Below are 14,129 nucleotides of genomic sequence, written 5' to 3'. Positions count from 1 at the left end.
CCGGCCAGCGCCAGCGAGCACTCCCCGTTCCGCAACGCCTGAGCGGCCAGGTGCATCGCCACCAACGAGGACGAGCACGCCGTATCGATCGTGACCGCCGGACCCTCCAGGCCGAACGCGTACGCCACCCGGCCGGACGCCACACTCGTCGTGTTTCCGGTCAGCCGGAAACCGCTGCCGTCGCTGTCGGACAGCCGCGATTCGTAGCCCTGGAAGGCCAGACCGGCGAAGACCCCGGTGTCGGAGCCGCGCAGCCCGGTCGGGTCGAAGCCAGCCCGTTCCAGCGCCTCCCAGGACACCTCCAGCAGCAGTCGCTGCTGCGGGTCCATCGCCACCGCCTCACGCGGCGAGATCCCGAAGAACTCCGCGTCGAAGTCGGCCGCGCCGGACAGGAATCCGCCCACCCGCGCGTACCCGGCAGGCTCGGTCTCCCAGCCGCGGTCCGCCGGGAAGTCACCGACCGCGTCAACGCCCTCGGACACCAGTCGCCACAAGTCCTCCGGCGAGGCCACCCCACCCGGATACCGGCACGCCATCGAGACGATCGCGACCGGCTCACCCACCGACCGTGACGCGGTCGCGACCTCCACCGCGGCCGGGACCGCACCGGTCACCCGCCCCAGCAGGTAATCGGCCAGCATTTGCGGCGTGGGGTAGTCGAAGACCAGCGTGGCCGGCAGCGTCAGCCCGGCCGCCGCGGCCAGCCGGTTCCGCAACTCCACCGCCGTCAGCGAGTCGAAGCCGAGATCCCGGAACGCCCGCCCGGACTCCACGCCGCTCGCATCACCGTGGCCCAGCACCACCGCCGCGTGCTCACGCACCAGATCCAGCAGGACAAGCAACCGCTCAGCTTCGCCCAGGCCCAGCAGGCGACGGCCCAGCACGCTGGTCGATCCCGTGGCGGCCGCGATGGCGCGACGTGGCGGACGGCCCAGGCCGAGCAGCACCGTCGGTACCGGCGTCCCTGCGGCGATGGCGCCCCGGACCGCGCCCACATCCAAGCCCGCCGCCACCACTGGCCGGCCGATGCTCAGCGCCCGGTCCAGAAGGCCCAGTGCCTGTTCCGTGCCCAGCACCACACCACCGCCACGCGCCAGCCGGGCCCGGTCAACCTCGGCCAGCGCACCGGTCATGGCACTGCGCTGCTCCCACAGACCCCAAGCGATGGACACCGCCGGCAGCCCAAGGGCCGTACGGTGCGCGGCGAGGGCGTCCAGACAGGAATTAGCCGCGGCGTAGTTGCCCTGTCCGGGATTGCCGAGCAGCCCCGCCAGCGACGAGAACAGCACGAACATCCGCAGGTCCAGATCCCGCGTCGCCTCGTGCAGGTGCCAGGCCGTCTCGGCCTTGGCGGCCAGCACCCGGGCCAGCGACTCGCGGGTCACCGAGGTCACCGGCATGTCCTCGAGCACCCCGGCCGCGTGCACCACCCCGGACAGATCCGCGATGCCCGCCACCAGCGCGTCGACCGCAGCGCGGTTGGACAAGTCCGCCGCGACGATCCGCACCCGCGCCCCGGCCGCCTCCAGCTCGGCGGCGAGTTCGGCCGCGCCGGGCGCCTCCGGTCCCGACCGGCTGGCCAGCACCAGATCCCGAACCCCGTGCCGGTCCAGCAGATGCCGGGCGACCAGACCACCCAGCGTTCCGGTCCCGCCGGTGATCAGCACCGCGCCGTCGCCCGTGCCGGGCAGACGCAACACGATCTTGCCCACGTGCCTGGCCTGGCTCATGAACCGCAGCGCCGCACCCGCCTGGGCTGCCGGCCACACCGTGACCGGCAGCGGCTCGACCTGCTTCAGGACCCGCTGCCACATCTCAGCGAGCCGGTCCGGGTCCAGATCCGCCACGTCGAACGGGACCTGCCGCGGATCACGGATGTCAGTCTTGCCCAGCTCGACGAACCTTCCGCCGTCAGCCAGCATCCCCAGCGAGGCGTCCAGCAACTCGCCGGTCAACGAGTTCAGCACGACGTCGACCTGGCCGAACTCGGCCGCGAAATCCGCCGTACGCGACGAAGCGATGTGCGTCACGCCCAGCTCTGCCACCGCGGCCTGCTTGGCCGGGCTCGCCGTCGCGAACACCTCGGCCCCGGCCGCCATCGCCAGCCGGACCGCCGCCATGCCGACCCCGCCCGACGCCGCGTGGATCAGCACCCGATCCCCTGAACGCACCCGGCCCAGGTCGAACAGCGCGTGATAGGCCGTCAGGTAGACGATCGGTATCGCTGCCGCCTCGACGTCGCTCCACCCGTCCGGCACCGGCACCATCAGCCGCGCGTCGGCCACCGCCAGCGGGCCGAATCCCTGGAACATCCCCATCACGCGCATGCCGGACACCAGGTCGTGCACCTCGGAACCGACCTCGACCACTACCCCAGCGCCCTCGCTGCCCGGTGGCCGGGTGTCGTTGGGCAGCATGCCCAGCGCCGACAACAGGTCGCGGAAGTTCACGCCGGCCGCGCGGACCGCGATACGGACCTCATGGGGACCCAGCGGCCGCTCGGCGTCCGGGGCCGGAACCACCCGCGTCTCGTCCAGGTCACCGCCGGCGGCCCATTGCAGCCGCCATGCCCCCGCACCGGTCGGCAGCTCGGGCGCGGCCGACACCGGGCGCAGGCGGGGCATCAGCGCCGCCCCCGCCCGCAACGCGAGCTCTTTCTCCCCAGTGGCCAGCGCTGCGTCGGTGATCCCGGCCGATTCGGGGCGCCCGTCGTCGTCGAGCAGCACCAGACCCGCATCCGGGTGCTCGGACCGCGCCGACCGCACCAGCCCCCACACCCCCGACGACTCCAGCCCGGCGACCATGTCACCGTCAGCCGCGGCGACCGCGTCACGAGTACGGACCACCAACCGCGACCCCGCCGGATACCCAGCCCCCAGCCACGCCTGCACCAGGCCCAGCCCGCCGGGCAAGTCCGCCGGCTCGGCCAAGGCGAACAGCGGCTCGTCCGTCGCCTCGGGCAGGTCGAGTTCCGGGCCGACCTGGATCCAGGCCTGCTCCGGTGCCGGGCCGAGGCTGAGCGGTGCCCATTCGAGTGACAGCAAGCCCACACCCGCGCTGGGGTCGGCGAGCCGGCTGGTGTCGGCGGGCCGGGAGATCATCGCGGCGGCCGACACCACCGGCCGGCCCTCACCATCGACAGCCAGCAGAGAGAACGCGTCCGGGCCGGCCGGGCTCAACCTCACCCGCAGCGCGGACGCCCCCGTCGCGTGCAACCGCACATCCCGCCACGCGAACGGCAGCAGCACCCCGTGGCTGTCCCCGTCCTCCGCGGCCACGACCATCACGTGCAAGGCGGAGTCCAGCAACGCCGGATGGATCGCGAACCCGTCCTGAGCATCCCCGGCGGGGAGCTCCACCTCGGCGTACAGATCCTCGCCGAGCCGCCAGGCCGCCCGCAGGCCACGGAACACCGGCCCGTACTCGTACCCGCGACCCGCCATGGCCTCGTAGGCGTCGCCGACCGGCAGCGGCTGCGCACCGGCCGGGGGCCACTGCCCTTCGAGGCCTTCCACCGTCCCGGCCGGATCGGCCAGAGTCGCGGTCGCGTGCCGGGTCCACTGCTCCCCGGTACGGGAGAACACGGCCGCCCGACCGCCCTCCACCGACACCTGAAGGTCAATCGGGCTGCCGTTCAAGACCAGGGGTTGCTCGAACGCGATCTCCCCGATCGCGGGCAGCCCGACACGGTCCCCGGCATTCAGCACCAGCTCGGCCAGCGCCGCCCCGGGCACGAGCACCGTTCCCGAGACCGTGTGATCAGCCAGCCACGGACTCGTCCCCGCCGACACCCGCCCCGACAGAACCCAGCCGGCGTCCTCGGCCAGCCGCACCGCCGACTGCAACAGCGGATGACCCGCGTCGCCCCGGCCCGTCCCGCCACCCGACGCCCAATAACGACGGTGCTGGAACGGATACGTCGGCAACACCACCGGACGGCCGACCGGAGTCAGGCGGGCCCAGTCCACCGCCGCACCATGAGTCCACGCCTCACCCAACGAAGCCAACAGGCGCCGCTGCCCACCGTCGTCGCGGCGCAGCGACCCAACCGCCCAACGACCCTCAATACCCGGCACCAACACCGGATGCGGGCTCACTTCCACGAACCCGGCCACCGGCACCGCCGCCACGGTCTGCGCGAACCGCACCTGCTCCCGCAGATTCCGCCACCAGTACGTGACATCCAGGCCCTCGGTGTCCACCACGGTGCCGGTCACCGCCGAATAGAACGGCACCCGACCCGCCCGCGGCGATACCCGCACCGCCAACAGGTCGTCCCGCACCGACTCCACCAACGGGTGATGGCTCGCGTAATTCACATCGACACGACGGGCCCGGATCCCGGCCGCATCACACCGCGCCGCCAACGCGTCCAACGGCTCCGGCGCACCGGAAACCACGACCTGCGCCGCGGCGTTGACCGCCGCGATCCGCAACCCGTCCGGCAGCAAGCCCTCGACCACCTCGGGAGCCGCCGCAACCGACAACATCCCGCCCGTACCCGCCAGCGCCGCCAACGCCCGGCCGCGCGCGGTCACCAGACCGAGGGCGTCCTCCAACGACAGAGCGCCCGCGAAACACGCGGCAGCGACCTCACCCTGCGAATGGCCCACCACCGCCGACGGGACCACTCCCGCCGCTTCCCACACCTTGGCCAGGCCGACCATCATCACGAACAACGACGGCTGGACCACCTCCACCCGGTCCAGCCCCACCCCCGACACCAGCGCGTCCCGCAGCGGAAAGTCCACCAGCTGCTCGCACTCGGCCACGAACTCGGCGAACACCGGCGAACAGGCCAGCAGCTCACGGCCCATACCGATCCACTGCGAACCCTGACCCGGGAACGCGAAGGCCACACCGCCACCAGCAACCGACGGTCCACCCGGCTCGACCCGCGTCAGCGCCTCGTCCAGCTCCGCACGGTCAACACCCAGAACCACCGCCCGGTACTCCAGCCCCGCGCGGCCCCCCGCCAGCGCCCCCGCCACGTCCCCGATGCCGACCCCGGCCGGGACATCCGACACCAGCCGCCCCGCCAGCGCCGCCAACCCCGCGCCCGAGCGCGCCGACAACACCCACGGCACCACGGCGCCGGTCACCACCGGCTCCGCCGACGGGACCACGACCGAAGCAGCGGGGGCTTCTTCGAGAATCACATGGGCGTTGGTGCCGCTGATGCCGAACGACGACACCCCGGCCCGCCTCGGACGGTCCGCCGGCTCCCAAGGACGAGCCTCGGCCAGCAGCCGCACCTCGCCGGCCGACCACTCCACATGCGGCGACGGCTCATCGGCATGCAGCATCGCCGGGAGCGTCCCGTGCCGCATCGCCTCGACCATCTTGATCACACCGGCCACCCCGGCCGCCCCCTGGGTGTGGCCGATGTTCGACTTCACCGACCCCAGCCACAACGGCCGCTCCTCCGGCCGGTCCTGCCCGTACGTCGCCAGCAACGCCTGCGCCTCGATCGGGTCCCCGAGCGTGGTCCCCGTCCCGTGCCCCTCGACAGCGTCCACATCGCCCGGGGTCAACCGGGCATCGGCCAGGGCGCGGCGAATGACGCGTTCCTGCGACGGGCCGTTGGGGGCCGACAGGCCGTTGGACGCCCCGTCCTGGTTCACCGCACTGCCCCGCAACACACCCAGCACCGGATGCCCGAGCCGCCGCGCCTCCGACAGACGCTCCAGCAGCACCACGCCGACGCCTTCGCCCCAGCCCGTACCGTCGGCCGCGGCCGAGAACGGCTTGCACCGGCCATCGGACGCCAAGCCGCCCTGCGCCGCGAACTCCGCGAACACCCCTTCCGTCGCCAGCACTGTCACGCCACCGGCCAGCGCCAGCGAGCACTCCCCGTTCCGCAGCGCCTGAGCCGCCAGGTGCATCGCCACCAGCGACGACGAACACGCCGTATCGACCGACACCGCCGGGCCCTCAAGACCGAACGTGTACGCCACCCGGCCGGAGACGACGCTCGACGCGTTCCCCGTCAGCCGGAAACCGCCCGCGTCGCTGTCGGACAGCCGCGAGCTGTAGTCCTGGCCGGACAGTCCGGCGAAGACCCCGGTGTCGGAACCGCGCAGCCCGGTCGGGTCAAGGCCCGCCCGTTCCAGCGCTTCCCAGGACACCTCGAGCAGCAACCGCTGCTGCGGGTCCATCGCCACCGCCTCACGCGGCGAGATCCCGAAGAACTCCGCGTCGAAGTCGGCAGCACCGGACAGGAAACCACCGACCCGCGCATACCCGGCCGACTCCGTCTCCCAGCCGCGATCGGCCGGGAAACCACCGACCGCGTCCACGCCCTCGGACACCAGCCGCCACAAGTCCTCCGGCGAGGACACCCCGCCCGGATAGCGACAGGCCATCGACACGATCGCGACCGGCTCACCCACCGACCGCGCCGACTCCATCTTCTTCTTCTGCGCGGCCACGCCGGTCGCCTGGGCGACCAGGTGCTCGGCCAGCACCTGCGGCGTCGGGTAGTCGAAGACGGCGGTCGGCGACAGCGCCACTCCGGTCGCCCTCATGAGGCGGTTGCCGAATTCGACACCGGTGAACGAGGTGAAGCCCTGATCGTGGAAGGGCAGCGCAGGCGTGATCGAACCGGGATCGTCGTGGCCGAGCACCGCGGCGGCGTGCCGGCGGACCAGATCGAGCACGAGCCGGGAGTGTTCGGCCCCGGGCGTCTCGGCCAGGCGGCCGGCCAGCTCACCCGTCGGGCCGGTGCCGGCCGTGACCGCGCGCCGCCGGGGGCGGCCGAGGGCGTGCAGCACGGGAGACAGCGGCAGCCCGGCGGCGAGCGCGGCCCGCACCGCGGCGATGTCCAGCCCGGCCGCCACCACCGGTTCCGGGCTCACCACCGCGGCATCCAGCAGGCTCAGCGCGTGCCCGGTCTCCAGTGCCACGCCGCCGCCACGGGTCAGCCGGTCCGCGTACACCACGGGCAGGTCTTCGGTCAGCGCGCTGGTCTGCTCCCACATGCTCCAGGCGATCGACACCGCCGGCAGCCCTTCCGCCCGCCGACGCGCGGCCAGCGCGTCCAGATAGACGTTGGCCCCGGCATACGCCCCGAAGCCGGCCGTGCTCAGCAGCCCGGACAGAGAGGAGAACAGCACGAACAGCCGCAGGTCCAGGCCGCGGGTCGCCTCGTGCAACCGCCACGCCGAAACGGCCTTCGCCCGCAGCGTACGCCCGAGCCCTTCCGGTGTCAGCGCCTGCACCGTCTCCGGGGCCAGCACTCCGGCCGCGTGCACCACCCCGACCAGGTCCGGGATGCCCGCGACCAGCGCGTCGGCCGCGTCGGGATCGGCCAGATCCGAGGCCACGACCCGCACCCGGGCCCCGGCCGCTTCCAGGTCGGCCACCAGACCGTCAACACCCGGCGCGCCCGCGCCGGACCGGCTGGCCAGGACCAGGTCCCGGACGCCGTGCCGCTCCACCAGGTGCCGGGCGACCAGACCGCCCAGCGTGCCGGTGCCGCCGGTGACCAGAACCGTGCCGCCCAGAGTGGGCCATTCGGGCAGCGCGGTGGCGGGCAGCGGGCGCAGCCGGGGTACGCGTACCTCGCCGCGGCGAACGGCCACCTCCGTGTCACCGCCGACCACCGAGGCGGCCAGCGGGGCCAGGTCGTCGGTGTCGGTGTCGGCCAGCACCAAGACGTGGCCGGGGTGCTCACCACGGGCCGCCCGCACCAGACCCCACACCGGTGCCTGAACCAGGCCGGAAACCATGTCACCCGGACCAGCCGCCACCGCCTGCCGAGTCACCACCACCAGCCGGGACCCGGCCGGCCGATCCTCGCCCGTCCACTCCTGCACAACGCCGAGCACCCAGTCCAGCGGATCCTCGCCCGCACACACCGCGGCCACGGTCACCGGCTCGCCGCCCGCCGGGGGGACGCTCTCGCCCGGCCGGATCACCGTCCACCCCACCGCCGCGAGCCGGTCCACCTCGCCCGCCGACGCCGGCTCCCAACGCAGGCCGAGCAGATCACCGTGGACCGGCCCGCCCCGGGGAGCCGAACGCGAGGTCATCCGCGCGATCTCCAGGACCGGCTGTCCGTCACCATCCACCGCGAGCAAACCCGACGCGCCTACGCGGACCCGCAGTTCCCGAGCCCCGGCCGCGTGCAGCCGGACACCCTCCCACCGCGACGGCACCTCATCCGGGCCCAGGTTCAGCGCGGCTTCCAGCAACACCGGATGAATCGCGTAGCCGGCCGCGTCGGGCACCTCCACGGCCACCTCATCGCCGGCGTAGTCCGGCACCGGCCGGATCTGCTCCGAGACGACCGCGCTGGCGTACCGCACCCACTCGCCCGCGGCGGACGGACGCGCGTACACCTCCAACCGCTGTCCCGCGATGCTCACCTGTACCTGCACCGGACCCTCCGGCGCCGGCACCTGCTCGAACTCAAGCTCCTCGAGCACCGGCCAACCGGCCTGCCCCGCCGCGTACATCGCCAGCTCGGCCACCGCCATCGACCCGTCGATCAGCGGATCAGCCGCCAGCCGCCCCGCGAACACCGTCCCGGCACCGCTCGCCAGTGGCACGCCCTCGCCCACCACGGGGTGGCCCGACCCCGATGCCGCCCGGCCGGCCGCCCAATAGCGGCGGTGCTGGAACGGATACGTCGGCAACACCACCGGACGGCCGACCGGGATCAGGCGGGTCCAGTCCACCGCCGCGCCATGAGCCCATGCCTCGGCCAGACCGGCCAGCAGACGACGAGCCCCGGCGTTTCCCCGTTCGGCCAGGCCGACCGCCCACACCCCGCTGTCGCCACCGCCGTGAACCACGGCCGACAACACCCGGTCGGGGCCGACCTCCAAGAACCCGGCCGTGCCACGCTCGTGCAGATAACGGACGGCGTCGTGGAAACGGACGGTGCCCACCGCCTGCTCCACCCAGTACTCCGGATCACGGAGCACGCCCGCATCCGCTACAGCCCCGGTGACCGCCGACACCAGTGGAACCCGCGGCTCCGCGAACCGGATTCCGGCCACCACCTGCGCCAGATCAGCAGCGATCGGACGCATCAACGGGGAATGGAACGCATGGCTGACCTCGAGCCGGCGCACCTTACGGCCCTCCAGCCGCCCGACGGCGACCTCGACCGCGTCCTCATCCCCCGACAGCACCACTGCCGACGAACCGTTCACCGCCGCCACGGCAACCCGGTCTTCCAGGCCGGACAGGTCCACCTCATGTTCGCCGGCCTGCACCGCCGCCATTACCCCGCCCGGCGGCAGTGCCTGCATCAACGCGCCCCGCGCGACCAGCAGCCGCACCGCGTCTTCGAGCGTGACCGCCCCAGCCACATAGGCAGCCGTCACCTCACCCACCGAGTGACCGGCCACGAAATCCGGCTCCGAGCCCGCCGCCCGCACCACCGCCGCCAACCCGGCCTCGAACGCGAATATCGCCACCTGGGTGAAGCCGGTCTGATGCACCTCGACGCCGGAGAACATCACCTCCCGCAACGAGCGGCCCAACAACGGATCCGCCACCGCACACACTTCGTCAAGCACGCCCGCGAACACCGGGGAGGAATCGGCCAGTTCCTGGCCCATGCCGGTCCACTGCGACCCCTGCCCCGGGAACACCCACGCCACCGGACCCCGGGCCGCCGCCCCGACCGGCTCCACCCGCGTCAGGCCCTCGTCCAGTTCCGCACGGTCGGCACCGAGCACCACCGCCCGGAACTCCAGCCCAGCCCTCGAACCCGCCAGCGACCCCGCCACATCCGCGATACCGGCCCCGGCCGGGACACCCGACGCCAACCGGCCCGCCAGCGCCCGCAACCCCGCGTCCGACCGCGCCGACAGCACCCATGGCATCACACCGCCCGTCACCACCGGACGGGCCGGCGCGGATCGCGCGGGAACCGCCTCCGGCGCCTGCTCCAGGATCATGTGAGCGTTGGTGCCGCTGATCCCGAACGCGGAGACTCCGGCCCGCCGCAGACGGCCCTCCGCCTCCCACCGCCGCGCCTCCGTCAGCAGGCGTACCTCGCCGGCCGTCCAGTCCACATGCGGCGACGGCTCACCAGCGTGCAGGGTCGCCGGGAGCGTCGCGTGCCGCATCGCCTCGACCATCTTGATGACACCGGCCACGCCGGCCGCGGCCTGAGCGTGCCCGATGTTCGACTTCAGCGATCCCAGCCACAGCGGCCGGTCCTCCGGCCGCCCCTGCCCGTACGTCGCCAGCAGCGCCCGCGCCTCGATCGGGTCCCCGAGCGTGGTCCCCGTCCCGTGCCCCTCAATCACATCCACGTCCGAAGCGGAAAGCCGGGCATCGGCCAGCGCCCGCCGGATCACCCGCTCCTGCGAAGGACCATTCGGGGCGGTCAGGCCATTGCTCGCCCCGTCCTGGTTCACCGCACTGCCCCGCAGGACCGCCAGCACCGGATGCCCGAGCCGCCGCGCCTCCGACAGCCGCTCCAGCACCACCACCCCGACACCCTCGGCCCAGTTGGTGCCGTCGGCAGCGGCTGAGAACGCCTTGACCCGCCCGTCGGCCGCCAGCCCGCCCTGCACCGCGAACTCCGTGAACATCCCCGGGGTGGCCATCACCGTCACACCACCGGCCAGCGCCAGCGAGCACTCGCCGTTGCGCAGCGCCTGCGCCGCCAGGTGCATCGCCACCAACGACGACGAACACGCCGTATCCACGGTGACCGCAGGACCCTCAAGACCGAACGTGTACGCCACCCGGCCGGACGCCACGCTCGACGTGTTCCCCGTCAGCCGGAAGCCGCCCGCGTCACCCTCCGGCAGCCGCGAGGCGTAATCCTGCGAGTACAGCCCCGCGAAGACCCCGGCGTCCGTACCCTTCATCGCGGCCGGGTCCAGGCCGGCCCGCTCCAGCGCCTCCCACGACACCTCGAGCAGCAGTCGCTGCTGCGGGTCCATCGCCACCGCCTCACGCGGCGAGATCCCGAAGAACTCCGCGTCGAAGTCGGCAGCACCGGACAGGAAACCACCCACCCGCGCATACCCGGCCGACTCCGTCTCCCAGCCGCGATCGGCCGGGAAACCACCGACCGCGTCCACGCCCTCGGACACCAGCCGCCACAAGTCCTCCGGCGAAGACACTCCGCCCGGGAACCGGCACGCCATCGACACGATCGCGACCGGCTCACCCACCGACCGCGGCCGAACCACCTCACCGGCCGTCCTATTCATACCCGACCCCAGCCGCACCAGATGCTCGGCCAGCGCCTGCGGCGTCGGGAAATCGAAGACCGCGGTCGGCGACAGCGCCACTCCGGCCGCTCGGGCCAGGCGGGTACCCAGATCGACACCGGTGAACGAGGTGAAACCCAGGTCGTGGAAGGCGAGCGTCGGGGCGACCGCACCCGGATCGTCGTGGCCGAGCACGGCGGCAGCGTGCTCACGCACCAAGTCGAGCATGACCAGCGTACGTTCGGTCGGTGCCAGCCCGGCCATCCGCCGGTCGAGGGCGGAACTGGTCGCGTCCGGCTCCGGCTCGGCCGCTGAGCCGAGCCAGTAGCGGGAGCGCTGGAACGCGTACGTCGGCAGGGGCACGTGGGCAGCCGGGGACGCGCCGAACACGGCGTTCCAGTCAATCCGTACGCCTCGGACGTGCATTTCGGCCAGAGCGGCGATCACGGACCGCGTCTCCGGCTGCCGGGCCTGAAGCACACTGACGAACACGGCGTCACGGCCGGGCAGACAGGTCCGGCCCATCGCGGACAGCACCGTGTCCGGGCCGAGCTCGACGAACGTGGTGACGCCGGCCTCGTCGAGGGCCCGGATGCCGTCGAGGAACCGTACGGTCTGCCGGATGTGCCGGACCCAGTAGTCGGCCGAGCTCATCTCGTCACCGGTGACGACGCGCCCGGTTACGTTGGACACGACCGGAATGCGCGGCCGGGCGTAGGTGAGACGCTCCGCGACCTCACGGAACTCGTCGAGAATCCGGTCGGTGTGCGAAGAGTGGAAGGCCCGGTTCACCTCCAGCCACTGGTATCTGCCACCGTCGGCGCGCCAGCGCTCGGCCAGGTCGGTGAGCTGGTCGCGGCTTCCGGCGAGGGTGGTGCTGACCGGACCGTTGAGGGCGGCGATCGAGACGTCCGTCGCCGCCGACTCGAGGAACGTGCGTACTTCATGCTCCTCGCCGCGCAGCGACAGCATGGCGCCGTCCGGGAGGCCCTGCATGAGCCGGCCGCGCTCGGCAACCAGCGTGCAGGCGTCGTCCAGGCTCAGAATGCCGGCCACGTGCGCGGCCGCGAGCTCACCGATGGAGTGCCCGCCCAGCAGGTCCGGGGCGATGCCCCAGCTCTCGTAGAGGCGGAACAGCGCGACCTCGACGGCGAAGAGGGCGGGCTGGCTGTAGGCGGTCTCGTTGACCAGGTCGGGGTCGTGCAGGATCTCGGCCAGGGAGTGGTCGAGGTGGGGATCCATGACCCTCTCGACCTCGGCGAAGGCGCGGGCGTACGCCTCATGCGCGGCGGCGAGTTCGAGGCCCATCCGAACGTGCTGGCTGCCCTGCCCGGAGAAGAGGAACGCGGTGCCGGCGGCGCCGGCCGTGCCACGGACGACGCCGCGGCGAGCGCGGTTGTCCGCGATGGCGGTCAAACCGGTGACTAATCCCTGGCGGTCGGGGGCGATCACGACGGCGCGGTGCGCGAACGCGGTGCGCGTGGTGGCCAGCGCGTGCGCCAGCTCCGGCAGGTCCGCTGCGGGCGGCTCCGGCCGATCGAGGTGCGTGGCGAGGCGCGCGGCCTGGGCGGACAGGGCCGCGTCGGTTGCTCCGGAGACGACCAGCGGAAGGACACCGAGCTCGGGACGGTCCGACGCGGCCGGCGCCGACGCGGTCGGCGCCAGCGCGGTCCACTCGCCCAGGACGACGTGGCAGTTCGTGCCACCGATGCCGAATGAGCTGACCCCCGCGATCAGCTCGTCCTGCGGGCGGGGCCAGGGGGAGGTCTCCCGCTGGACCCCCAGACCGAGCTCGTCCAACGCGATCGCCGGGTTCGGCCGCTCGAAGTTGAGGCTGGGCACCAGTTCCCGGTGGGCGATGCAGAGCACTGTCTTGATCAGTCCGGCGATGCCGGCCGCGCCCTCGAGGTGGCCGATGTTCGTCTTCACCGAGCCTATCCGCAGCGGGGCGTCCGCCGGCCGCTGCCGGGTCAGTGCGGCACCGAGCGCGACCGCCTCGACCGGATCGCCGACCCGGGTGCCGGTGCCGTGCGCCTCCACGTACTGGACGTCGCCGACCGTCACCCCGGCCCGCTGGTAAGCGCTGGTCAGCAGCGCCTCTTGGGCCGCCGCGCTCGGGTCGGTCAGGCGCTCACCGTCGCCGTCGTTGTTGATGGCGCTGCCCCGGATGACGCAGAGCACCCGGTCGCCGTCGGCTATCGCCGCGCTCAGCCGTTTGAGGACGACCAGACCGGCACCCTCGCCTCGGACGAATCCGTTGGCCCGCTCGTCGAAGGCGTAACAGCGGCCGTCGGGTGACATCGCGCCCATCCGGGCGGTGAGTCGGCCGCTGTCCGGGTCGGCGATGAGGCTGACGCCGCCGACGAGCGCCGTGTCGCACTCGCCGCGCCGTAGGCTCTCGACGGCCAAGTGGACGGCGACCAGCGACGAGGACTGTCCGGCGTCGACGGTCAGGCTGGGGCCGTGCACGCCGAGGAAGTGCGAGACCCGGTTGGCGATGATGCTGCGGTAGACGCCGGTGGCGCTGTACGCGCTCGGGCCGTCCGGGTCGCCCAAGGTCAGCCGGGCGTAGTCGTCACCCATCACACCGAGGTAGACGCCCGTCGTGGTGCCGTGCAGAGAGGCCGGGACGATACCGGCCTCTTCAAGCGCCTCCCAGGCCAACTCCAGGACGAGGCGCTGCTGAGGATCCATGGCGTGGGCCTCGGCCGGCGGGACCCCGAAGAAGCCGGCGTCGAACTCGTCGATCCGGCCGAGGAAGCCGCCCTGCGCCGGTGCCGTCGGATCGGCGGGAAGACGATCGCCGGAGGCTGCTCCGACCGCCTCGACGCCGTGCCGCAAAAGTTCCCAGAATGCCGTCGGGTTGTCCGCGCCGGGCAGCCGACAGGCGACGCCCACCACCGCTACAACGTTGTCATGACGGCCATGGTACTCGGAAGGCAT

General features: G+C 72.8%; 1 protein-coding gene (running past one end of the window). It reads right to left on the bottom strand.

Features of this window, described 5'->3' with window-relative positions; all coding sequences use genetic code 11:
- Positions 1 to 14,129: the 5' portion of a type I polyketide synthase gene (locus J2Z30_RS51140; protein WP_281062796.1), read on the bottom strand. 16,378 nt of this gene lie to the left of the window's left edge; 14,129 of the gene's 30,507 nt are visible here — the first part of the coding sequence; the start codon lies at positions 14,127 to 14,129; its stop codon lies beyond the left edge, outside the window.

The organism is Streptomyces iranensis (assembly GCF_017874715.1).
GTDB classification, from domain to species: Bacteria; Actinomycetota; Actinomycetes; order Streptomycetales; family Streptomycetaceae; genus Streptomyces; species Streptomyces iranensis.
Note: the sequence above shows the minus strand (reverse complement) of the source record. Positions and strands in the feature narration are given on the sequence as shown.